Annotated in this window: 25 protein-coding genes; 16 read left to right on the forward strand and 9 right to left on the reverse strand. The window is 46.3% G+C overall.

What is annotated here, in order from left to right:
* Window positions 1-35 precede the first annotated feature (35 nt).
* The 3 genes from WB308_RS02590 to WB308_RS02600 are packed head-to-tail and all read left to right on the forward strand — an operon-like array spanning window position 36 to window position 2,306.
* The gene (locus tag WB308_RS02590) at window positions 36-434 is read left to right on the forward strand and encodes a hypothetical protein (protein WP_424188691.1); all 399 of its coding nucleotides are present in this window, start codon (window positions 36-38) and stop codon (window positions 432-434) included.
* Entirely contained in the window at window positions 427-1,167 is a 741-nt protein-coding gene (locus WB308_RS02595; protein WP_424188692.1) for a hypothetical protein, read from the forward strand. The genes WB308_RS02590 and WB308_RS02595 overlap by 8 nt, the downstream gene beginning before the upstream one ends.
* Window positions 1,164-2,306 (forward strand): hypothetical protein, encoded by a 1,143-nt coding sequence (locus tag WB308_RS02600; protein ID WP_424188694.1) that lies wholly within the window; start codon window positions 1,164-1,166, stop codon window positions 2,304-2,306. The genes WB308_RS02595 and WB308_RS02600 overlap by 4 nt, the downstream gene beginning before the upstream one ends.
* On the opposite strand, the gene WB308_RS02605 is transcribed toward WB308_RS02600, so the two are convergent.
* On the reverse strand, window positions 2,307-3,143 hold the full coding sequence (locus tag WB308_RS02605; RefSeq protein WP_424188696.1) for a prephenate dehydrogenase: 837 nt from the start codon (window positions 3,141-3,143) through the stop codon (window positions 2,307-2,309).
* Window positions 3,144-3,336: 193 nt separating this feature from the next.
* Between WB308_RS02605 and bamA the strand changes: the two genes are divergently transcribed.
* A complete protein-coding gene (gene bamA, locus WB308_RS02610) occupies window positions 3,337-5,583 on the forward strand; it encodes an outer membrane protein assembly factor BamA (protein WP_424188698.1) in 2,247 nt (748 codons plus the stop codon).
* A 111-nt stretch (window positions 5,584-5,694) separates the two neighbouring features.
* Here the strand turns inward: bamA and WB308_RS02615 are convergent, their stop codons facing one another.
* The 8 genes from WB308_RS02615 to plsY form a co-directional block, all read right to left on the reverse strand.
* Entirely contained in the window at window positions 5,695-6,642 is a 948-nt protein-coding gene (locus WB308_RS02615) for a DUF808 domain-containing protein (protein ID WP_424188700.1), read from the reverse strand.
* 3 nt (window positions 6,643-6,645) lie between these two features.
* Complete coding sequence (locus WB308_RS02620; protein ID WP_424188702.1) at window positions 6,646-8,118, reverse strand: Ppx/GppA family phosphatase; 1,473 nt, start codon at window positions 8,116-8,118, stop codon at window positions 6,646-6,648.
* Entirely contained in the window at window positions 8,119-8,373 is a 255-nt protein-coding gene (locus WB308_RS02625) for a YfhL family 4Fe-4S dicluster ferredoxin (RefSeq protein WP_013459298.1), read from the reverse strand.
* A gap of 81 nt (window positions 8,374-8,454) precedes the next feature.
* Window positions 8,455-9,756: a sensor histidine kinase gene (locus tag WB308_RS02630; RefSeq protein WP_424188705.1), complete on the reverse strand. Its 1,302-nt coding sequence runs from the start codon at window positions 9,754-9,756 to the stop codon at window positions 8,455-8,457.
* On the reverse strand, window positions 9,735-10,406 hold the full coding sequence (hsrA, locus tag WB308_RS02635; RefSeq protein WP_422557396.1) for a homeostatic response regulator transcription factor HsrA: 672 nt from the start codon (window positions 10,404-10,406) through the stop codon (window positions 9,735-9,737). The genes WB308_RS02630 and hsrA overlap by 22 nt, the downstream gene beginning before the upstream one ends.
* A gap of 156 nt (window positions 10,407-10,562) precedes the next feature.
* Window positions 10,563-11,204 (reverse strand): OmpA family protein, encoded by a 642-nt coding sequence (locus WB308_RS02640; protein WP_424188708.1) that lies wholly within the window; start codon window positions 11,202-11,204, stop codon window positions 10,563-10,565.
* Window positions 11,205-11,284: 80 nt separating this feature from the next.
* The gene (locus WB308_RS02645) at window positions 11,285-11,611 is read right to left on the reverse strand and encodes a dihydroneopterin aldolase (RefSeq protein WP_424188710.1); all 327 of its coding nucleotides are present in this window, start codon (window positions 11,609-11,611) and stop codon (window positions 11,285-11,287) included.
* Window positions 11,608-12,222, reverse strand: coding sequence for a glycerol-3-phosphate 1-O-acyltransferase PlsY (plsY, locus tag WB308_RS02650; RefSeq protein ID WP_424188712.1), 615 nt, complete (start codon window positions 12,220-12,222; stop codon window positions 11,608-11,610). The genes WB308_RS02645 and plsY overlap by 4 nt, the downstream gene beginning before the upstream one ends.
* Window positions 12,223-12,376: 154 nt before the next feature.
* Here plsY and nadA point away from each other — a divergent pair, with 154 nt between their 5' ends.
* The 12 genes from nadA to WB308_RS02710 all read left to right on the forward strand — a co-directional run bounded on the left by nadA (window position 12,377) and on the right by WB308_RS02710 (window position 23,893).
* Window positions 12,377-13,369: a quinolinate synthase NadA gene (nadA, locus tag WB308_RS02655; RefSeq protein ID WP_424188714.1), complete on the forward strand. Its 993-nt coding sequence runs from the start codon at window positions 12,377-12,379 to the stop codon at window positions 13,367-13,369.
* Window positions 13,366-14,181: a carboxylating nicotinate-nucleotide diphosphorylase gene (nadC, locus tag WB308_RS02660; RefSeq protein WP_424188716.1), complete on the forward strand. Its 816-nt coding sequence runs from the start codon at window positions 13,366-13,368 to the stop codon at window positions 14,179-14,181. Before nadA ends, nadC begins: the two co-directional genes overlap by 4 nt.
* A gap of 114 nt (window positions 14,182-14,295) precedes the next feature.
* The gene (gene flhB / locus WB308_RS02665; protein ID WP_424188718.1) at window positions 14,296-15,363 is read left to right on the forward strand and encodes a flagellar biosynthesis protein FlhB; all 1,068 of its coding nucleotides are present in this window, start codon (window positions 14,296-14,298) and stop codon (window positions 15,361-15,363) included.
* Window positions 15,363-16,490 carry a cache domain-containing protein gene (locus WB308_RS02670; RefSeq protein WP_424188720.1) on the forward strand — a complete coding sequence of 376 codons (1,128 nt, stop codon included), beginning with the start codon at window positions 15,363-15,365 and terminating at the stop codon, window positions 16,488-16,490. The genes flhB and WB308_RS02670 overlap by 1 nt, the downstream gene beginning before the upstream one ends.
* Window positions 16,487-17,140 (forward strand): response regulator transcription factor, encoded by a 654-nt coding sequence (locus WB308_RS02675; RefSeq protein WP_424188722.1) that lies wholly within the window; start codon window positions 16,487-16,489, stop codon window positions 17,138-17,140. Before WB308_RS02670 ends, WB308_RS02675 begins: the two co-directional genes overlap by 4 nt.
* Window positions 17,130-18,296 (forward strand): sensor histidine kinase, encoded by a 1,167-nt coding sequence (locus tag WB308_RS02680; RefSeq protein ID WP_424188725.1) that lies wholly within the window; start codon window positions 17,130-17,132, stop codon window positions 18,294-18,296. Before WB308_RS02675 ends, WB308_RS02680 begins: the two co-directional genes overlap by 11 nt.
* A 75-nt stretch (window positions 18,297-18,371) precedes the next feature.
* The gene (gene soxX, locus WB308_RS02685) at window positions 18,372-18,893 is read left to right on the forward strand and encodes a sulfur oxidation c-type cytochrome SoxX (protein ID WP_424188727.1); all 522 of its coding nucleotides are present in this window, start codon (window positions 18,372-18,374) and stop codon (window positions 18,891-18,893) included.
* 16 nt (window positions 18,894-18,909) lie between these two features.
* Window positions 18,910-19,380: a thiosulfate oxidation carrier protein SoxY gene (gene soxY / locus WB308_RS02690; protein WP_424188729.1), complete on the forward strand. Its 471-nt coding sequence runs from the start codon at window positions 18,910-18,912 to the stop codon at window positions 19,378-19,380.
* 110 nt (window positions 19,381-19,490) lie between these two features.
* Window positions 19,491-19,817 (forward strand): thiosulfate oxidation carrier complex protein SoxZ, encoded by a 327-nt coding sequence (soxZ, locus tag WB308_RS02695; RefSeq protein ID WP_424188731.1) that lies wholly within the window; start codon window positions 19,491-19,493, stop codon window positions 19,815-19,817.
* A 3-nt stretch (window positions 19,818-19,820) separates the two neighbouring features.
* Window positions 19,821-20,594 carry a sulfur oxidation c-type cytochrome SoxA gene (gene soxA, locus WB308_RS02700; protein WP_424188733.1) on the forward strand — a complete coding sequence of 258 codons (774 nt, stop codon included), beginning with the start codon at window positions 19,821-19,823 and terminating at the stop codon, window positions 20,592-20,594.
* Between the two features lie 10 nt (window positions 20,595-20,604).
* The gene (gene soxB / locus WB308_RS02705; protein ID WP_424188735.1) at window positions 20,605-22,371 is read left to right on the forward strand and encodes a thiosulfohydrolase SoxB; all 1,767 of its coding nucleotides are present in this window, start codon (window positions 20,605-20,607) and stop codon (window positions 22,369-22,371) included.
* A 37-nt stretch (window positions 22,372-22,408) separates the two neighbouring features.
* A complete protein-coding gene (locus WB308_RS02710) occupies window positions 22,409-23,893 on the forward strand; it encodes an OprD family outer membrane porin (RefSeq protein ID WP_424188737.1) in 1,485 nt (494 codons plus the stop codon).
* Window positions 23,894-23,902 lie beyond the last annotated feature (9 nt).

Raw genomic sequence — 23,902 nt, forward strand, 5'->3', positions numbered from 1 at the left:
AAGCCGATTGGGCTTTGCTCAATGGGTGTACAATAATGGCTCAAATGGCCGATATTCCGGTTAACGATATCGCACCGCTTGTAGAGGTTCACGATTATTCGATTTATCTCTTCGCCGGAGCGGTTACAGCGCTCATTGTCTTTACCCTTGGTCTCCTTTTTTTCCTCCTTAAAAAATGGCGGAGCCGTCGTTTGAGTGAGCGTGCGATCGCGTACAAAACACTCCAGACAGTCGATTTTTCCGATCCCAAAAATGCAGCCTATCGTATCAGCGAAATCGGGCGTCTGTTTGCCCAGGATAATGAGCGTACCGAGCGGGCGTATCATAATCTTTTCGAACGGTTGGACCCCTATAAATATGCTCCGAGCGTTGAGCCGATTGATGAGGAGACGTTGGGGTATTATCGCTTGTACCTCGAGATTATCGATGTTTGAGGGGATCTATTTTCAGTTTCCCAAACTCGGATTCCTCCTCTTTTTCTTTTTAGCGTGTGAAGCGCTTTGTCCTCTACGTAGAAATGCCCTTTATTTTCCCAGAACACCGATGTTCGGTGATGTGGGAGTCAAATCGCCGTTATGGCTGTGGATTGCCAAATGGGCGATGATTACTTTTTTGATCGTTGCGCTGATGTCGCCGGTACGTGATCGGGACATCCCGCGTCACGGTAACGGATGGGATATCCTCCTTATCCTCGATCCCTCCGTGATCCAGCCCCAAACCCTCACCCAAATTACCTCTTTGATCGATCAGCGTCCGAATGAGCGGCTGGCATTCTGGATACCCGATACGGCAATCGTCCCTCTGACGTACGATCATGAGGCCCTCAAATCGATTGTGATGCAGAGTGAACCAAGAGAAGCAACCCAAAAGGTTGATCGTAGAATCAGCCGTTTCTTCGCCACCTCGGAGAAAGAAAAGCGTCTGGCCGTCATCCTCTCCAATAACCCGAAATCACTGGTCTATGCGTTGCCGGTAGGGGTTCAAACCTTTATCGCAGCTCCCCGGAATGAGCCGGACTGGAGTATCAAATTAAGAGGTGAGTATCCGCCGTTTGGGGTCCAACCCAGTCGTCGTTCGTTTGACTTTTACTATGTTTACCCGCTGTTTTTAGGATTTTTGGCGATGCTGGCATATCTGTACGGACGGAATCAAAAGGGGATTCAATGACCTTTTTGCACCCTGAGTTTTTTTTCTGGATGGTTCCTTCGGTAGCGGTACTTTTTTATTTTTGGTTGACGCAAAAACCGCCCCGGTATCCTTTTTTTAATGAAGCGGTTTTGGAACGGTTGCGCGCTCCGAAGATGACCATGGGATTAAAGAGGCGCAATATCCTCTTTCTCATGGCAGCCCTTTTACTGATAGCCGCGATGGCACAACCGGTGATACTGCAAAAGGATCCATCCGCCGAAGGAACGGTAGATGTCCTCATTGCATTGGACCTGTCAAAAAAATCATTAGAGGCGTTTGAAGCGGAAAAAAGGAGTGCTATCGATCTGATCCGGACACTGGAAGGGGAGAATATTGCCCTTTACGGTTATGACGAACGCCTATACCGAATTTCCCCTCTCACCACCGATTCGGAAATGGAAGTGGAATTGATAGAGGGACTCTCACCTGAGGTGATGCAAAATAGCGTGAGTGATGTCAAAAAGGTCTATGCCCTGCATCAAGGCAATACCGTGAGCGTGATTATCGGTAACCCGCATCCGGAGGATAATACAGAGCTTTCTGCATTTAAAGAGGGGATCGAAAAGCTCAAAGCATCACAAGCCCTTTATCTCCATATCCCCTTGTTTTATTATCCTCTGGGATTGGCGATGCTCCTGATCTGGATGGCCCTCTCCTCAATGAGCAAACGGCGCACTGTACCGCTCGCCGCGGTAATGGCACTACTGTGCACGGGCTATGTTCCCGGGTTTGCCGGAATATTGGATTTTCAAGAACTTCATAAAGGGAATAGGGCGTATGCAGAGGGGGAGTACCTTCAGAGCATAAAATATTTTAAACGTTATCAACAAACGCATGATTCCCCCGAAATTCGTTATAACCTCGGCAATGCGTATTACAAAGCGAAAGAGTACGAGAAGGCATGCTATTGGTATGAACGTGTGTACACGAATGATATCGTCTTAGCGCAAAAAAAAGATTATAATCTTGGGCTTACCTACCGAAAATTGGGGAAAAATCAAGGAGAAACCAAGGAGAAAAATCCAGAAATTTTAAAGGAGAGCAGAACTCTTCTTTCTCCTCAAAAACGGCCAAAGCGGATAGAGGAAACAGGGAAAACGCGGCTCTATCCGATATGATTAGGTAAAAATTTCATAGAGTTTATTCGCCGCTTTCATTTCGCGGCGCAATTCGGGATAATCTTCATTCTGAAGAGCAGTTTTAAGGGTTTGAAGCTCTCTTTCGAAGAGCTCTACCGCATTAAGAACATTCTCGCGGTTTTGGCGAAAAATGTCTTCCCACATCGCCGGAGAACTTTTCGCCAGCCGACTCATGGAGCGAAATCCCCCCGCTGCGAGGGTGAGAATATTCTCTTTCTCTTCTTGGGCTAACACGGTATTGGCCAGCGCATAAGAGATGATGTGAGGCATATGGCTGATAAAGGCGGCATGACGGTCATGCTGCGCCGCACCCATCGTCCGTATCTGCATCCCGATAGAACGAAAGATACGCAGTGCCGTGTCACGCTGGGTATCCCCGCTGTGTTCCAAATCACACAAGACGACAACTTTATCGGCGTAAAGCCCCTCTAACGCGGCACTCGGGCCGAACTGCTCTGTCCCCGTCATCGGGTGGGCGGCAACAATATTGGCACGTATGGAGGGGGGGATAGCTTCGACGATAAGGGCCTTGGTACTGCCCAAATCGATCAGAGTTTTATCACTTCCGGCTAAATCGGTAGAGCTTTGAAGAAATTCGATTACCCCATCAACGGGGATAGCCAAAAAGATAACATCGCATTGGTGTTTGAGCTCTTCAAAACTCATAAAGGATTCGACCAATCCCCGTTTTAGGGCGACCACCTGATGCTCTTCGTTGTGATCGCATCCGATGATGGAGGAGATAAAGGAGAGATGTTTGAGGGCAAGCGCCATCGATCCCCCCATCAGTCCCAACCCTACTATACCGATTTTCATGATTTCCCTTTGGAGAATAGTGTGAACGTCAACGGGAAAGAATCCTTTTGACTCTAGCATGGCGCAATGGCGCTCATGTTTGCCTCTGTATGGCAGAATGATGACATTTTAGCCCTTTTAAGTTTAATTTACAGAACAATTAATCGTTAGAGTGCTAGAATGGGAGACTATTTTAACGCAACGGAAATTAGGCTTGAAAACAATAACCCTCTCATTGTTAGTGGCGAGTGCATTGGCACACGCATCGACACAAAACGTCCAATCGATTCAGTATGATGGTATGGTCCATATTTCCGAGACTGTTGCCAAGCGGCTTAATGAAGTCAAAATCGGCGAGCCTTTAGATGCTGCGGCAGTGGACAAAACGATTAAAAATTTCTTTGACCAAGGGTATTTTGAGGATATATGGGCAGAAGAGAGTGAAGGAAAAGTGACCTTTCACTTCAAAGAAAAGCCGATCATCTCTAAAATTGAGCTCAAAGGGTACAAAGAGAACGACGAAGAGGCCAAAAAAACATTGTTGCAGATTGACAAAGGGGCTTTGTATGACGAAAAGCGGCTCGAAAGTGCCAAAAAACGTATAGTCGATGCCCTGAGTCAAGACGGAAAGATTGACTCGGTTGTTGAAATCGATACCGAAAAGCTTGAAAACGGCAGTATGCAGGTCACGTTTATCGTCAACGAAGGGGAAGAGATTATTATCAAAAAACTCCGTTATACCGGAGTCAATACCCTTGATAGTAGTGACTTTGACAGTATGATCGCGAACAAAGAGCAGCAATTTATGGGATGGCTCTGGGGACGGAATGACGGCAAGATGAAAGTAGCCGAATTGCAGTACGATCCGTTGCGTATCCGTGATTTTTACATGCAAAACGGCTATCTCGATGCGAAAGTCGATGAGCCGTTTGTAGCGGTTGATTTTGATCGCTATGAAGCCCAGATGAGTTACAATGTTTTCGAAGGGGATGTTTACCGCGTGAGCGATATTCTGATTTTTCAGGATACCGCGGTTATCGAAGATAAAGAACTTTTGAAAGTAATCGCACTAGAGAAAAATAAACCTTTCAATATCAAAACCTTCCGCGAGGATGCGGATCGAATTAAAACCAAAATTGCCGACTTGGGATACGCGTATGTGCAAGTGCAGCCCGATTTGAAAAAAGACAAAGAGGGGAAAAGTGTTGATGTCGTCTATCGGATCAATCCGGGTAAAAAAGTACGCATCCGCAATGTTGTCGTCGCGGGGAACAACCGCACCTTAGACCGTGTCGTGCGCCGTGAACTTTTCTTGGCCCCGGGGGATGTGTACAGTCTCACTAACCTCAAAGACTCCCGTAATGCGATCGGACGGACCGGTTATTTTGAGAGCAATACGATTGAAGAGAAGCGCATCGATGATGAGAGTATGGATTTGATCGTTCAAACCAAAGAGGCGCCGACCGGGAATATTCAGCTCGGTGGGGGATATGGAAGCTTCGGCGGCATTTTGCTGAGCGTTGCGGTGAGTGACCGTAATATTTTCGGCTCCGGAATCAATGTAGCGCTGAATTTGGAGCGGTCACAGCGTACCAGCAATTATTCGTTCAATATCTCAAATCCCCGTCTCAACGACAGTGACTTTAGCGGAAACTTCTCGATTTTTAACAGTTCAACCGAGTATACCAGTTATTCGGTTGATTCGACGGGCTTGAGTTTGGGAACGGGGCACCGTTTTAACCGCTATCTGAGCGGATATGTCGGTTACAACTATTCGAAAAACAACTACAGCGATTTTGATGCAAACCTGACGACGACGCTTGATCCCCGCTATTATGAGAACTATGATAAAAGTTCAGTGATCGTTTCGGCTACGTTTGACAACACGGATGACTATTATATTCCGCGTGAAGGGATGGCCATCTCGCAAAGTTTCGAGAAAGCAGGTCTTGGGGGGAGTGCTGATTTTTGGAAAAGCCGCACGACTTTCGGTGTCTATCAGGGATTGCAAAAATGGACCGATTTCGATTTGATTCTCCGCTATAAGGCCCGCTTCAATTATGCGGATGAGAGCGGTTACTTACCTTTGGGTGAAAAGTTTTATATGGGGGGGATCGGTTCGGTTCGAGGATACCGAAGCTATTCTCTTGCTCCCAACAGCGGTATTGATGCGAACAACGACGGGAAATTGGACTTGATCGGCGGAACTCAGACCTTCTCAAACAGTGTTGAGCTCAGTTTTCCGCTGGTGCCCGAAGCGCGCATGCGTGCTACGACCTTTTTCGACTACGGTATGATCGGCGATCAGAGTATCAATGAGATTAAACGGGGCGGTTATGGGGTATCACTGGAGTGGTTCAGTCCGGTAGGTCCGTTGCAGCTGGTGTTTGCCAATGCTCTTGGAGCTGAGAGCACGGATGATCTTGCCCATTTTGAGTTTACGATAGGACAGCGATTTTAGCATATTATGTTATACACTTTTATAGGCAAAGCCCATAAAAGTGGCAGAGACAAATGTCCCTACAACCCCCTAAAGCTACCCGTATCTTTCGGATACGGGAGAAAAACTGTTTTACTTCTTAAACGCACTTACGATTTTTGAAACCACGCCGACAGCGCCCATTACAATCCCACCCGCAACGACTCCCGCCAGCGCATCCAATACAACCGGTGTTACCCAGCCTAACGCTTTTCCGACGGTGGGAATACTCTCTACACTGTGTACGGTACTCTCTACGAGATGGTGGGCATCGGGGATGCCGTGGAGCAAGATACTTCCTCCGACGAGAAACATCGCTGCCGTTCCGACTACGGTGAGTATTTTCATCAATTTAGGGGCAAAACTGAGCAGCCCTTGACCGAGGGTGCGGTTAAAGGCTCCTCTTCTCCCCTGGGGTGCGTTTTGAAGCATATGAAGCCCTACATCATCCATTTTTACGATAGCGGCCACAATTCCGTAAACCCCGATCGTAATGGCGATCGCAATCCCTGAAACGACCATCGTCTGGGTCATAATATCTTTATCCGCAACGGCACCCAAGGCGATTGCAATGATTTCGGCGGAGAGGATGAAATCGGTTCGGATGGCCCCCTCGATTTTTTCTTTTTCAAAAGCTTCTAAATCCACCTCGGGGTTGTGAAACGCTTCGATCAGCTCATGTTGATGTACTTCCTCTGCTTTATCATGTAAAAAAGGGTGGGCTATTTTCTCGAACCCTTCATAACACAGGTATCCCCCCCCAACCATCAGAATGGGGGTAATCGACCACGGAGCAAAAGCACTGAGAGCTAACGCGACAGGAACGAGGATCAGTTTGTTTTTAAATGATCCTTTGGCGACTCCCCATACGACGGGAAGCTCACGTTCAGCCCGTATCCCGGCAACTTGTTGAGCGTTGAGAGCGAGATCGTCTCCTAAAACACCGGCCGTTTTTTTAGCGGCTATTTTACTCATTGCCGCGACGTCATCCAGCAAAAGGGTGATATCGTCGATCAGGATGAGCAGACTGGTACCTGCCATACGTTAGTCCTTTAGAATAAGGGTGAGGTTTTTGGGGAGGATGATATTTTTGAGCTGTTCGCGTGCGAGATAGAGGTGCTTTCCGCTGATCACCAACGCACCGCTCTGCGGGTCCATATCCAGCGTCAGCGCAGAAGCATCAACGCGTGCGGCTAAAAGGATGTGGGAGAGCCACAGAAGGGCACTCAGGGCATCCAGAGTTGCATCATCCGGCAACAGTGCCCCGTATCCCCCTTTAGGAATTAAAGCAGAGGCGCTATGCCCTTTTTTAAAGAGTAAAAGATGAGAGATCAACGCAATCTGGGGATGAGTGAGGGCGTAGTCCAGTGCACTCATTGCCAGATAATGGCTATGGCGCTGATACGCGTAGTAGCGGATATCTACCCCGATTGAGAGGAGTTTTGCGGCAATAACCAGTTCGCGTTGATACTCAGGCCTAATCCCGAGGGGAACATGGAGAAGCTCAAAAAGACGTTTGGAGAGATGGGCGCATTGCTGTGCATGATTGCTGTGGAGTCCATAAGTATCAAGCAGATAGCGGACACTCGGGTTGTAGTTGGCAGGAAAGGTATCTCCGGCATTGCGAAGCAAATCGTTCAAGAATACCCCTTCTCGGACACCGACCCCGCTGCACATCAGAGTTTTGGTCCGGGTATAGCGGATGATACGCTCTAAAATAAGGGTCCCGGGCTTAATGGTGTCGAAACGATCGGGTTTAATAAAAAGGGAACGGAGTTTTTTAGGGCCGGCCTCTTGTATTTGATCGGTAAAACGGGAAAACGTGACGGTGTCGGTCGTATAAGCGTGAAGTTTTTTAAGGGGGTAGTTCTCTTTTTTCATCAAAGCCCGGGTGAGGGCACGAAAGGTCCCGCCGATTCCGATAAGGGTAGTCGTATTGAATTCCGGGAGTTGTTTGAGGGCTTCGTCGATATACGCAATCGCTCCGGATATATCGTTCGTATCAAAGAAAAGCTCTTTGATACGAACGGTTCCGATATTGAGTGAAAAGAGTTGTTCTACTTTCCCGTTGCGAAGGAGGGTAAACTCACTGGAACCTCCCCCTACATCTACGGTAACGGCTTCTGAAATGGCCGGGAGGAGGTTGGCACATGCCATCCCCCCTAAATAGGCTTCCCGCTCTCCTGTAATGACTTTAATGGCCAAATTATGTTCACGTCGAATGCGCGAAAGAAAGGCTGCGCTATTAGGAGCGTCCCGAAGGGCGGACGTTGCCACACACAAAACTTTGCGAGCGTTAAAAGAGCGGGCGATGGATAGAAATTCTCCCAGTGCGAGGGCCGTACGATCCATCGCCTCGTTTTGGAGATATCCGTTATTTTTATAAGCATGTTCGCTTAGACGGACGGAACTTTTGACCTCATGGAGGATATGAAAAGCAAAACGGCTGGTTTTTTGAAATACCGCCAGGCGCATCGAATTGCTTCCGATGTCGATAACGGCGGTACATTTTGCCATTTACTCCTCTTCCTCCATCAATTGTTTGTGTTTGTAGAGAAGTTCTTGCATCGTCTCGACATTGTCTTTATCCGGGATGATACAATCAACCGGACAAACGGCGATACAAGCGGGTTCATCATAGGTTCCAACACATTCGGTACAACGGTCCGGATCGATAATATAAATCGGATCACCCTCTTCAATCGCATCCATAGGGCACTCTTCACGGCATGCGTCGCATGCGATACATTCATCGACTATTAATAGTGGCATAGGTTGAACCTCGGTTTTTTTATTGGTTATTGCGCGATTTATAGCGAAAGGAACCTTTGAGCACTTTTAAACGCTTTGGATTTAGCGTATTGGAAGGACGCAACACAGTTTGGAAGGGAGAACCATTCGGGCACAGGTACCTTCCTTTCCATCTTCTCGATTGGTCAGGGTGATAACCGCGCCGATCGCTTCTGCGGCACTTTTTGCTAAAAAGAGCCCCAATCCAACCCCCGATTTATTCCCCTGACGTTTGAAGGGGGCGAAAAGATCGACACTTTCATCGATTCCGCACCCCTCATCAATCACTTCGATGACGATTCCGACCCCGTTGAGGCGGCTTTGGAAGGTAATCGTTTTCCCCTCCGGGGTAAATTTCAGGGCATTTTGCAAGAAATTTTGGAGGATTTGGTTGAGCAGGGTCACTTGCAGGACGGCGCTAAAAGCGTCGGGCTCAAAATGAGTGATGAGCGTTTTGTTTTCGCTGTTCGCCAAAAGTTTGAAATCCCCCTCCCACTTTTTTAGGATTTGGATGATATCGGTTTGAATCGGAATTTCGAGTTGCGCCCCCTCCTGTCGACCGATATTGAGGATGTTGGCGACGATCTTATTCATCTCATCGACACTTTGGTTGGTAATTTTAATTGCTTCGATGTACTCTTCGGGAGTCCGTTTTTTGATCAGAGTGACTTGGTTTTTAAGCTTGATTACGGCCAACGGAGTTTTGAGCTCATGCGCTGCGCCGATGAAGAGCTCTTTTTGGTATTTGACGAAGTTTTGGATGCGGGCCATGAGACGATTGAGGGTCTCACCCAAAGGCTCGAATTCATCCGGGAGCTGTTCGACTTTGATAGGACGGATAAGATGCTCGTTCATGTTCGCCAAACGGCGGCTGAGGGCACTGATAGGAGCAATCAGCATTTTTGAAAAGGCGATAGCGTAGAGGATAATGACCACAAATCCTACGGCATTGATGAGAAAAATAGAATTTAAAATTTTCCCAAGCAGACGTTTGGTCGGGGTGATGTCACGGCTCACTTTAAGATACGAGGAGCGTTCAAAATCAAACGGGTAGATGAGGGTGAGTGTGGTTGTTTTGTCTTTGTGAACGGTCTCATAAAAATCAAGATGTTCTTCATTTGCTGAAAGTTTCAGAAGTTCGATGTTGAGTCCCATGAGAGTCTCAGTATTGTTTTGCTGGGCCGATAAAAGCGATTTGTAGGAGGATATATTTTCAGCGTAACCGATCAGTTCAGCTTGTTTTTCGTCGTAAATGGATTGCTTGATAAAAAGGTACAAAAAAGAGGAGAAGAGGATCACCAATGCCGCCGAAGCGACAATGAGTTGAAAAAGAAAGCGTCGTCTTATACTTCTTTTGGAAAACAAAAGCGGTATCCACGGCGACGTACCGTCTCGATGGTTGTAATACCGAGAGGTTTGTCCATTTTTTGACGGATTTGGTTGATTGCAACCTCGATAACGTTCGGTGTAACGAGCTCAGGCTCTTCCCAGATCGCATCAAGAAGCTGCTCTTTCGAGACGATTTGATCACGATGACGTGCAAGGTGAGTCAATACTTCGAAAGGTTTCCCTTTAAGTTCGATCTCTTTTTCTTTGTAGATGATTTTTTCCTCTTCAGGATTAATCGTCAAATCATCGATCTCGATGATATTGCTGCCGCCGAAACGGAGACGTGCTTCGATACGTGCGACCAATACGTCGAAATCAAACGGTTTGCGGATATAATCATCCGCACCGGCGCGGAGCGCTTCGATTTCACTTTCATTGTCATCACGAGCAGAGAGAACGACGACTACTGTTTTAGGGGTGTTGGTTTTGATGTCCGGGATAATATCAACGCTGTTCCCATCGGGAAGCATCCAATCCATCAAAATCAGGTCATAGTTACGGATGTCAAGATAGTACTCACCATCTTTTAGGGTTTCAACGACATCGCTTTGGTAACCGAACTCTTTAAGCCCTTCTGCAAGGGTTTTATTGAGGGTTACTTCATCTTCAATGATCAGAATACGCATTCAGATTCCTCATATAACGGAAATTTTGCCGAAATGATACCACAGTTTTAGAAAATTTTAAACTTTTTTTCAATTTTTTTTAAAAAATGGAATGAGATTAAACAATAACAGTGCATAAAAGGCATGAGGGTTTTCCCCCGATGGGGAAAAGGAGAGCTATTGTGCAGGGTTAGGGATGATTTTGATTTCCACGCGTCGATTGGCTTCACGACCTGCGGGTGTATCATTTGAAGCAATCGGCATGCTTTCGCCAAATCCTACCGATTTGATACGATTGCTATCAACACCCTGATTGGTAAGGTATGAAGTGACACTTTGGGCGCGTAATTGTGAAAGGGTCAGGTTGTCCGTATTGCTTCCGACGCTGTCCGTGTGTCCTTGCACTTCGATTTTTGTTTCCGGATATTTACTCATGATATTGGCAATATCGTTCAAGACAGGGGTAAAGTTGGGCTTGATATTTGCTTTGCCGGTATCAAAGGTGATTCCTCCGGGCATATTGAGATTGATGGTATCCCCTTGCCGTTGTACTTCAACACCGCTCCCTTTGAGCTCTTGGTTCAGTTCCGCTTCTTGTTTGTCCATATACGTACCGATACCATACCCGGCGAGTGCACCGACGGCACCTCCGATGACGGCACGTTTGGTACTGTGGGTACTGGTGCTTTTACCGATAACGGCTCCTGTGATACCGCCGATAAGGGCTCCTGTTTGGGCTTTTGTCAGAGTGTTTTCCGTTCCGGCACATCCTACGAGTAAAAATCCCGCAGTTAAAAGAGATAGGGCTGTATGTTTCATAATTTTTCCTTTATTCGGGTGAGTTTGCTTGGGATTATTATATCTTTTAATCGTGAACAAATCGTTGATGTTTCGGTGATTTAAAAAAGGGTTTTGTGTTCTACTCCGACGCTGCATTGGGGGAGGATGTCGGGTTTACGGATGGATAAAGAAAGTTCCCGGATTAAAGGGAAATGGTTTTTCAGCGTAGCGGTAAGTACTTCAAGTGCCGTTTCGATGAGTTCGAATCGTTCCCGATCCATCGTCATCTGAATGGTTTGGGCTACTTCGGCATAGTTGATAAAATGACCGCTGGAATAAGGGTAATCAATGGTGCAATCGATCCGTATCTTCTGCGGGGTGGTCCGTTCAAAATCGAGAATTCCGATGATCGTATCAAAAGTGAGATTCTCGATTAAAATTTTCATGCAACCCGTTTCTCTTCCCCTTTGACAAGGCGGACAAAGTTAGGGATGTGCTTATAAAAAAGGATAAAGGCAATAAACAGTACCGGCGCATGAAACATTGTCGGATAGAGGACAAATGAGGCAATGACGAGAGCGAGAAGCCCGAGCATGGAGGAGAGCGATGAGATACGGATGGTTTTGGCTGCAACTCCCCATACGAGAAGTGCGATCGCTGTGGGGATAGGGAGCATAACCGCCATAACGCCCATCCCGGTTGCAACCCCTTTACCCCCCTCAAACCACATATACGGACTAAAGCAATGGCCGATAACGGCGAGAACGGCAACCATCCATTGAACCGAATCACTCATTTCAAAATATTTTGCGGCAAGGACAACAATGATCCCTTTTAAGGCATCAAGGGCCAGTGTTGCGGCTCCCAGTTTTTTAGCCAGTTTGGGATTCGTCTCTTTAACGACACGCAATACATTGGTTGCACCGATACTTCCTGAGCCTGAATCGGTGATGTTGACCCCGGCAAATACTTTTGCCAAAATCAGCCCGAACGGGATACCGCCGAGGAGATAAGCCGCAAGATAAAACTGGACATTGAGGTTAAATAAAAAATCCATTGGGTTCCTTTTGTGGATAAACGAGGACGCTATTATAAATCACCGATCGTTACATCCAACTAAAAAAACGAAAAACGGCTTTAAACTTCAAGAAGGGTACGCTATGGGTAGGTTATAATAACCCTCTTATCCGTATGAAGAAGGAAATGTGAGTTTGAACACCGAAGAATTAAAACAAAAAATTATTGATCTCAAAAGCCGTCTCAGCGTCACCGTCGTTGCCCACTTCTATCAGCGTGATGAAGTGTTTGAGATGGGGGACATTACGGGCGATTCCCTCGAACTCGCCAAGCGTACGATGGCGGATGACAAAGAGTTCGTCGTGTTTTGCGGTGTCGGGTTTATGGGACAAAGTGTCAAAATTCTCAGCCCGCACAAACGGGTTGTGATGCCCAAAGTGGCCTGCTGTGCGATGGCGAAAATGATCGATGGACTTTACTATGACCAATCGATTCAAAAACTCGAAGATGCGGGGATCAAACAGGAAGATATCCTCCCGATCACCTATATCAACTCCGATGCGGCGGTAAAAGCGCGCGTCGGGAAAATGGGAGGGATGGTGTGTACCAGCTCCAATGCCAAGACGATCATCACCAAAGCACTTGCCGAGGGGAAAAAAATCCTCTTCGTCCCCGACCGCTGTCTGGGACAGAATATCGCCCGCCAAATGGGTCTCAAATCGTGCGTCATCGGAGACGGACATGATCCCAAAGAGGCCGATATCATCTGTTACGACGGATTTTGCTCCGTCCATCAGCTCTTTAGCGTCGAAGATATCGAGTTTTACCGTGCCAAATATCCGGGGATTCTGATCGCTGTCCACCCCGAGTGCGACCCCTCCGTCTGCGAAAAAGCCGATTTTGTCGGATCGACCTCACAGCTGATCACCTATATCAAAGAACTTCCCGAAGATCAAAAGGTAGCCGTCGGAACAGAGTTCAACATGGTCAATCGTCTCCGACCTAAAAATACCTATATCCTCTCCTCTACGAAACCTGAATGTCCGACGATGAACGAGACGACGTTGGAAGATTTGTATAACACCCTCAAAGCGATCGAGGACGGTACACCGATTAATGAGATCGAGGTGGACGACGAGACTGCCTACTGGGCGAAAATTGCCCTTGAACGGATGATGGCGTTATGATTGAACAATTTATACGTGAAGTGTTGGCCGAAGATGTGGGGCGTGGGGATTTGTATGCGCGGGTTTCCGATCCTGTTCCCGCCTCTGCTAAAATCATCGCCAAAAGTGACGGTGTCGTAGCGGGTGAAGCGTACTTAAGCGTATTGTCTCATATTGAAGGTTTTGTTATCGCATGGCATAAACATGACGGTGAACGGTTTGTAAAAGGGGAGGTGTTAATGGAACTCAGCGGCGATTCGCATACCCTTTTGCGGATTGAGCGGACGTTGCTGAACATGTTGCTGCATGCCAGTTCTATCGCAACACTGACGCGTCAATATGTTGATCTTGTAGCTCCCTATGGTACTAAACTCCTCGATACCCGTAAAACCCGTCCTCTTCTCCGCAATTTTGAGAAATACGCGACCCGTATCGGGGGGGCGACGAACCATCGGATGGGACTCGATGATGCCCTGATGCTCAAAGATACTCACCTCAAAACCATCGATAATTTGGAAAGCTTTATGGCCGAGGCACGAAAAAAAATCCCGTTTACCTCGAAAATCGAGATCGAAGCCGAAGATTTCGAGATGGCGAAAAAAGCGATGGAGGTGGGTGCCGATATCGTTATGTGTGACAATATGTCTCCGGAACAACTGGGTGAGGTTGTTGCGTTTAAACGCGAAAACTATCCCTCGGTTTTGCTCGAAGCGAGCGGGAACATAACGCTCGATACGATTGAATCGTATGCTAAGACTGGTGTCGATGCCATCAGTACCGGTTCGATGATCCATCAGGCTAATTGGATCGATCTTTCTATGAAGATGGACTAACTCCATCTTCGTTTGATACGAGAGACGGAACAAAGTCCCGACTCTCTACGCTAGCCGCTTTGGCTCTAAAGGATCGCAATGCAAAGCATTGCAGAGGATAAGGATAAATAATCAATGGCAGACGATCAAGAAAAAACTGAAGAACCTACGGCCAAGAAGATCGAAGATGCCAGGCTTGAAGGGAATGTTGCCAAAAGTCAGGATATCGTCGGTGTCGTAGTCCTCTTCGTCGCGATCCTAGCCCTTTTGATGATGTTCACGTTTATCGCCGATCGGCTGCTCAACCTTTCCCGCTACTATTTTTCTCTGATGAATCAGCCTCTGGATCGCGAATTAATGTTGGATATGGCCGTTGTTACCTTTCGAGAATTTCTTATTATGGCACTCCCCATCTCGGTCGTCGTAGCGATTGCGGGAGTTTTTGGGACGGTAGCGCAGATGGGATTTAATTTTACCACGAAACCGCTGATGCCGAATTTCTCAAAACTCGATCCGATCAAAGGGTTTGGAAACCTTTTCAGCTTTCAAAAAATGATTGAATCTATTAAAATCACGTTGAAATCATTGACGGCGCTGGGGATAGGTTTTTTATTTTTTTGGTATTACATTGAAGAGCTTCCCACGGTGGCGTTGTTTGCCCTCGAAGATCAGATGGGGTGGTTACGCGATAAGGCAATCGTGTTGGCTTCGGTCATGCTCATCATTATTTTTATTTACGCGATTTTCGATCTTTTTATAACCCGGAAACAGTATTTTGACAAATTGAAAATGTCGAAGCAAGAGATTAAAGACGAGATGAAAAACATGGAGGGGGATCCTCATATCAAGGCGAAAATACGTCAGATTCAGATGCAGGCGGCGCGGAAACGGATGATGTCTTCGGTTCCGACGGCCGATGTGGTGATTACCAATCCGACCCACTATGCGGTGGCGATTGTATACGATGAAACCAAGCATAATGCTCCCGTTGTAGTCGCCAAAGGGGTGGATAACATAGCGATCCAGATTAAAAAAATAGCACGTGAAAACGGCGTTCACATCGTCCAGAATCCTCCGCTTGCACGGTCGCTTTATAAAGAGGTTGAGATTGATAGGGCGATTCCCGATATGTTGTTTGCTGCCGTGGCCGAAGTGTTGGCGTATGTTTATAAAATGGGTAAAAAACGGAAGGGAAATTTTTAATGGATCGCTGGCTGCACCTTTTTGCCGATAAAAAAATACTGGCCGGAGTATTTTTGGTTATTGTGGCCATCCTTGGGGGTACACTGTGGTACCTGGAACAAAAAGTGACCTCCCAAACGCTCCAACGTCTCAGTGACCAGCTTTCGCTTGGATTGAACAATCAACTGGATAAAGAGCGCTCTACCGCGCTGCGATACGCTTTGATCCTGGGGCAAAACAGTGCTTTGATTGACACACTGGAGGAAGAAGATGAGGATAAGGGGTTTGAGATTCTCTCGGAGGTGATGGAATCGATCAAGCTGCATACCGATTCTTTAATACGGGCGCAAATCATTACGGCAGATTATGTTATTTTTGCCCGAAGCTGGGACAACTCGTATGCGGGGATGCCGCTGGATTTTCATCGTCCCGATCTTCTCTATTTTCAAACCCATAAGAAGCCTCGTGCTGCTATCGAAGTAGGGCGCAAAATCGGGGTTAAAGCGACGGTGCCCGTTTACAGTAAAGAGACGATGATCGGATTTGTGGAAGTGGTCTCTTTTTTTGAGTCGACACAGGAGTATTTTGACCGTTTGGGGATTGATTTGTATGTTTTAATGGAGGAACGGTTTTATGAAACCGCAGTATTTATGCAGGAAAATCCTGTCATCGGGAAAGAGTACATTCTGGCCAATCCCAAATATACCCAAAGTGATTTAAAGCTCTTAAACGGAGTCGATTTTAAAACACTCAAAACTGCCCGTGTCATTTTTAGCGGGGGGCGATATCTGTTTTACGAGCCGATGACGAACGGTGAGGGGGAGACGATTGGCGCATTTGTCTTTTCACTCTCCCCGCAGCAGATCAGTACGTATGCCCATTCCGATGAAGAGGATCTTTCGTTTCTTATCCACCTCTCCCGCAGTGAACTCTATGACATCATGGCCAAAAAAACGCTGGGTAACGCCCAGTTTCAAAGTGTATACGATAAAGAGCTGTTGTATCTCAAAGACACTGTTCCCCCTGAAGATCGGGAACTCTATCTCGAAGAGGCGCGTGAACGGCTGAATGCCTATTCGAAAGAAGAGTTGATTGGGATATTGTTGGATTACAAAGTGAGCAAAGAGATCAAGGGGGAGATTCGATGAAGGTATTGTTGCTCGAGGATGAGTATATGTTACGGGTGAGTATCACCGAATTTTTGGAAGATATGGGGTTTGACGTATGTGGATTTTCGAATGGGGAAAAAGCGTTTGATGCAATTTACGAGACCCATTTTGATCTTTATTTGCTCGATGTGAACGTTCCGGGGATGAACGGATTCGATTTGCTCCGTACTCTGCGCAAAGAGGGGAACAAAACGCCGGCGATTTTTTTGACCTCCATGGTTAACATCAGCGATTTGCAAGAGGGATACAAATCGGGGTGCTGTGACTATATTCGAAAGCCCTTCGATCTTACCGAGTTGCAAATACGGATCATGCATGCGCTGAAAAGCCACTATCATGATGGAGAAAACAAAATCGATTTTGGTTCGGAACTGATTTACGATACCGAAAATTTCACCTTGACCCATAGGGGGCAGAATATCGCATTGAGTAAAACCGAAAAAGAAATTTTTACCGTATTGCTTAAACATACCAATCAAGTGGTGTCGGTTGAGATGTTTCAAGATGAGATTTGGGGTGAGTACGTCGATCCTGCCAACATACGGGTACAGATTAACAATTTGCGTAAAAAGCTCCCCATAGAGATCATCCAAAATCGACGCGGGTTGGGATACATCATTGAACGATAATCGCTACGCCTTTAAAAACGCTTTTCTCTATACGATGCTGGTCGCGGTATTGTTGCTTGCCCCTACCTATCTTTATGTCACCTATATGAAATACGTTACTGAAATACAATATGAGTTTAAACTCAAGCGGCAATCGCATTTGATTATTCGTGCGATGGAGGAGTTTGATGCGAAAGAGAAGCAGGCTTTCGATTATCCGCGGTTTCGCTCATTTGAATCGGGTCTGTATGATGTCCATTTTAACCCTGTGTTTACCGTGATTCAACCCGAGCTCACTTTTCAAAAGGCTGGGTACTATATTCAAGACGGTTATGCGTATCTGGTAGTGGCACTTCCTGAGAGGCGTTATTTTGACGCGTCTTATTTGGTTATAGGAGGAAATGTATCCTATACCCGTATTTATCAGGACGTTGTTATTATCCTTCTCTCGATTACGGCGTTGATCTTTATCCTCTCTCTTTTTTTTCTGGATCGTTTTGCTTTGCCGTTTCAGCGAATCAATCAACGTCTTGATCAATTCATCAAAGATTCAATGCACGAGATTAACACCCCCCTTTCCATCATCAATGTCAATATTGACCTTTATCATCGCTCCAGCCCGAGCAATAAATATCTTCAACGGATTAAAGCGGCAACCAAGACGCTCGCGACACTCTACAACGATATGGATTATCTGATAAAAAATGAGCGGTTATCGTTTGACTATGAGCCTATCCATCTGAGTCACTATCTGCAAGAGAGGATTGATTATTTTTCCGAAGTTGCCGCGCTGAAAAACATCACCATCGTTCCTCTGATTGCACCGGATATTACGATTGTCTTTAATCCGACCCAGCTGCAGCGGATCATTGACAACAATATTTCAAATGCCATTAAGTACTCTCACGAGGAGGGGCAGATTGAGGTGATATTGGAGCGTTTGAAAGATCGCTGTGTGATCCATTTTCGGGATAATGGTCTCGGAATTGAAGATGTGGAACGTATTTTTGAACGGTATTACCGTGAGAATAGGGATAAGGGGGGATTCGGGATCGGTCTCAACATCGTTAAATCGATTATCGATAAAGCAGGCATAGAACTCCATATCGAATCGGTTTATGGAAAAGGAAGTACCTTTTCGTATACATTTTACCCGCCTATTTATACTACGGCGTAATTTTTTACTTTTTTTACATAAATTTTACACTCCTTCTCTACAATACCTCTCGAAATATTGAAATAAGGAGAGCCAATGCGAAAAGTGATCATGCTGGGACTTGCTACTTTTTTAAGTGCAGCCGATTTATCGCAGGTAATTGAAACCCCGGATGCGACGGCGATTTTGAAAAAAGATGCCCTCCCGGCAGCGAAAGCCTATGTGATGCCGGAAGGGTGTGTGAGCAATGACCCTAAAGCGATTGCCCGTGGAAGCTATATCTTTCATAACTTAAACGGTAAAGATGCCAAAGAGAATCCGCCTGAAGGGCTCACTCGACTCCTTCCCGATGGAAAAGAGAAACAAATGGGTAACTGCGTTGCCTGTCACAACATCGAAGGGGCAAAAGGGTATGGCAATATCGGTCCCGATTTGACGAAGTATAAAGAACTCTACATGGATAGCGGTGTTCGTAATGCTCAGTTTATGTACCAAAAAATCGCCGATCCACGGTTGGACAATCCTAAATCGGCGATGACGGTTAATCTTGCGAACGGTCTTATGAACGAGCGCGAAGTGTGCGATTTGGTATCGTATATCACGGCAGTTAAAAAGTAATTCAAGGAGAAACACTATGGAAAGAAGATCATTTTTAAAAAGTTTTGGAGCAGTAGCCGCGTGTGCGGTAGCTTTGCCTCATGTAGCCAGCGCGGCAGAAGAGAAAAAATCGGGCGGTCCGAATGAGATGAATTTTGAGACGGCAGTAGCGGCTATTACCGGCGGTAAAGCGTTGACACCTTCTGCAAAAGTAAAGATGGAAGCTCCTGAGATTGCTGAAAACGGTGCGGTTGTACCGGTCAAAGTTACGGTTGACAGTCCTATGAGCGGTAAAGATTACGTCAAAGCGATTCATGTTCTTGCTTCTAAAAACGGAAATGTCCGTTGTGCGAATATTTATTTGACCCCTTCTAACGGCGAAGCATTTTTCGGTACCCGTATTAAACTGGGTGGAACCCAAGATGTTGTAGCGATTGCAGAGATGAGTGACGGTACGTTCCTCACCGCAAAACAAAACGTAAAAGTAACCATCGGGGGATGCGGTTGATAAGAGTCAACGTCATTCCCGCGTAGGCGGGAATCCAGCTGGATCCCCGGATCAAGTCCGAGGATGACGGCTATTTTCAGTTGTAAAAAAGAAGATTAAAGGAAAACACTATGAAAACATTGATCAAAATTAAACCGAAAACATATGCCGCAGGCGATATTGTCAAAATCGATTTTATGGCAATGCACCCGATGGAAACAGGGATGCGCAAAGATAAAGATACGGGTGCGTTGATCCCGGCGAATTACATCGATGAAGTGAAATTCATGTTCAACGATACGTTGATTACCAAAATGGTTATTTGGGAATCCCTTTCGGTGAATCCTCTTATGTCTATCAGCTTTAAAGTACCGGGTGCCGGAACACTCAAAGTTATCGCCAAAGATAACAAAGGGCAAAGCGTCGAGAGTACGACACCCATTACTCCAAAAGGATAAAGCATGCGTACCTTATCAATAACGGCAGCATTGGTGTGTTTGGCACTTTTAAACCCGGCTGTTGCCGAAGAAAAACTCAGTATGTCCGATGCCGATAAAGCGATGTATGCGGAGCTTTTGGAGAGCAATCCTGCCGAGATGGAGGTAGCTGAGGGGGAACAACTCTTCGGTGATCTTATCGGCACAGCCGGCTATGCAAAAATGCTCGGAGTTAAAGAGAAAGATCTTCCGAAGTATATCGCGGGATTCCCTCGCTACGTCGAACCGGCGAAAAAAGTAGTGACGTTGGCACAAACGATCCAAATGGCGGCTGCGGCAAACGAAAAACCGGTACCAAAGCTTGAGAGTAAAGAGATGGTTAAAATGTCTGCGTATGTGAAATCAATCGCCAACGGACAAAAAACCAATATCGATGTAAAAGCAAATAAGCATATGGTTGAGATGATGAAGCTCGGGCAGCAAGTGTTTGAAGAGCGTCGCGGCGGTCGCGGTCTCTCATGTAACAACTGTCACAGTGCCGATATCGTCGGTCAGCGTCTTCGTATGCAGCCGCTTCCTGATTTGGGAGCTAAAGAGACGGCAGCAGCGGGAACATGGCCGGCATACCGTATGACGCAAAGTCAAATGGTGACGCTCGATAAACGGATGCAGCAATGTATGAAAAATGCCCTCCTTGCAGAAATCCCATTGGGTTCTAAAGAGATCGTAGCATTGGAAGTATACGTTACGAACAAAACCAAAGGGAACCCGATCAGTGTTCCTAGTGTGAAACGTTAAGGATTAGATTATGGATTTATCACGAAGAGATTTTTTCCATATCGCTGCGGCACTGGGAATCGGATTACCGACCCTTTCGTCAGCGGTGTCAGCACCTAAACGTGCCGATGAGGTAAGCCTTAAAGATATTTACGGATTCAATGCAAAGGGAAATGTGACGCTGCTTCATATCTGTGACATGCACGCCCACATCAAACCATTGTATTGGAGAGAACCTTCAACATTGATCTCCGCTCCCAATTTGACCGGAACTCCGGGCTTTTTGTGCGGTGAATCGTTTTTGAAACACTACGGGATGAAGGGGAAAACCCTTGATGCCTATTTCGATACGTTTATGAACTTTGACGCGTTAGCTAATAAGTTTGGAAAAATGGGGGGAATTTCGCATATGAAAACCCTCATCAACCATATCAAAAAAGAGCGCGGTGCGGATAATGTCATGCTTCTCGACTCAGGGGATACGTGGCAAGGTACCGGTGTGGCATTGAAAACCGGCGGTGAAGCGATCGTCAAAGCGCAAAACTATTTGGGTGTAGATGTCATGGTCGGTCACTGGGAATTTACCTACGGTAAAACACGGGTTAAAGAACTGATTGAAATGCTCAACGCAAAATTCGTTTCCCAAAATATTATCGGGGACGATTCGTTTGCCGATGATTTTGAAGAGTTGATTTTTGAACCGTACACGATTATGGAACGGGGCGGTGCGAAGATCGGTATTATCGGTCAGTCGTTTCCGTTTACCTCTACGGCTAACCCGAAAGAGTTTACGCAGGGATGGAGTTTCGGTCTGCGTCTGGATACCCTTCAGACCTATGTGGACAAACTTCGCAAAGAGGAAAAAGTAGATTGTGTCGTCGTCCTTTCACATGACGGGTTCAGTGTTGACCAAGAGGTTGCCCGTCAGGTTAAGGGGATTGACTTTATTTTGAGCGGACATACGCATGATCCATCGCCTCGTCCGACGGTTATCAACGGTACGGTGATCGTGATCGCGGGAAGCCACGGTAAATACATCGGACGTCTTGACATCGACATCCAAAACCACAAAGTCAAAGGGTATGAGTACAAACTGATCCCGGTTGCATCCAACCTGATCCCTGCCGATCCTGAGGGTGAAGCGCTGGTCAAAGAGTTGTATTCACCGTACGATTCGGAACTCTCCGAAGTATTGGGGATTACGAAATCGACCTTGTTTAAACGCGATACGTTTCATTCGACGTTCGATCAGCTGATCAATGATTCGATTATCGATGCGATGGATTCGGATATTTCGTTTACTCCGGGATACCGATGGGGGACTACGGTTCTCGGCGGCGATAAAATCACGATGGATGATGTCTACGATATGACGGCGATCACCTATCCGAACGTTTATACCTTTGAGTTGACCGGAAAACATATCCGCTCGCTTCTCGAAGATATTGCCGATAACGTTTTTAACGCCAATCCGCTTTACCAGCAAGGGGGCGATATGAGCCGCCTCGGCGGAGTGACCTATGAGATTCGTGTCGGTGCCGCCAGCGGTAAACGGATCACGAATATCATGGTCGGAGGGAAACCTCTCAATGATACCAAAGTGTATAAAGTCTCTTCATGGGGCGGCAACCTGCAAAATGCGGGGGCTAACCTGAAAGAGCAACTGACCCGTCCGGTATACGAGGTGACATCAGCGTATATCCGCCGTCAAAAAAATGTGAACATCAGTGGTAACAGCAATGTCCGTATTATGGATTATGACTGCGGATGTCCGAAAAAAGGGGCGAAAGGGTGCTAAACCCTTTTGTGAAACAATTAAACTTAAGGAAGAAATGATGAAATTAGTCAATCTTAGTATCGCAGCCGCAGCGGCGTGCGTACTGGCAACGTCGGCGCATGCACTTAAAACCGAAGATCGTATCGTCAAAGACAACTATCAAGTAGAATATACAAAAGCACCGGGTGCCGTAAACTCAATCGGTGAGATGTTCACCGAGGGTGAAGTATATGGACGTCTCCGCTCGAACTCATTCTGGTGGGATTGGGATAATGAAAACAGTGCAGTTCAAGATAACAATATGTGGGGTCTTGGCGGGAGTTTGGTTTATAAAACAGGCTTTTATCACGGTTTAGGAGCTACGGTAGGATTCTATGGTACGGTTCCAATGCATGATGAGAACACAATTGATGGCAGTATCGTTAACTTTGGTAAAGCCGGTAAAGATACGTACCATACGCGTGCCGATGGTAGCGAAGGAGCGATGGGGAATTTTGCGGAAGCGTACGGTGAATACAAAAACGGTAAAACGAATGTAAAAGTGGGCCGCCAAGGGATAGACAGTATTATGTTGGCAACGAATGACACGAAAATGATCCCAAACACGTTTGAAGCAGCAGTCATCGAAAACAAAGATATTCCCAATACTTCTGTGCGTGCCGGTTATATCATGTCTCAAAAACTTCGTGACCACCAAAGCTTTCACAGTGTCATTGCATTTGAAAAATACAACGAAAATGATGACTCGGGTGTTCACAAAGGATTGACGCCTACGTTAATCAGTGCCGCAGGTGAAGATGTAAATCCTGAGATGGTATTGATAACAGCACAAAATACATCCATCCCTAATTTGAAATTGAATGCAGAATATGTAGGATTGAACGGTTTTTTCAATACGGCAATCGCTGAAGCGAATTATCAAATCAAAGTGAGCGATGCATGGACGTTGACTCCTGGTGTAAGATATCTTCGTCAAATGGATGACGGTGCGGGTGCAATCGGCGGTGCTTCATTGAGTGGAGCATTTAAAGGGAATACTGTATGGACCGGAGCAAATGGGGGTTATACCGATCCAAATAGTGCTGATGGTAGCATCATTATGGCGCGTTTGGTAGCCGCTAATGGTCCTTTGGAACTTTCTGCAGGTTATTCGAAAGTGGCTGATGAAGCCGATATTATCGCTCCGTGGCGCGGATTCCCGACGGGTGGATATACCCGTTCAATGGCACAAGTAGACTGGATTGCCAATACGAAAAACTGGGCAGTGAAAGCGGTCTATGATTTCGGAAAAGCAGGAGTCGTTTCGGGATTCAAAGTAGCAGCCGATTATGAAAACATGAATTTCGACGATGCAAAAGCAGCTACCAGTGGTTTTACCGATCGCGATATTTTCCACGTCGATATGTGGAAAACATTTAAAGAAGTGCCAAATACTGAGTTTAAATTCCGTTTTGCAACCATCGATGCTGATCCTGCTGTAGGTGCTACAACCGATTACAATTCGTATGATGAGTACCGTTTCGAAATTAACTACCTCTTCTAAAGGCTGAAA

It is taken from the genome of Sulfuricurvum sp. (assembly GCF_049587615.1).
GTDB lineage: Bacteria > Campylobacterota > Campylobacteria > Campylobacterales > Sulfurimonadaceae > Sulfuricurvum.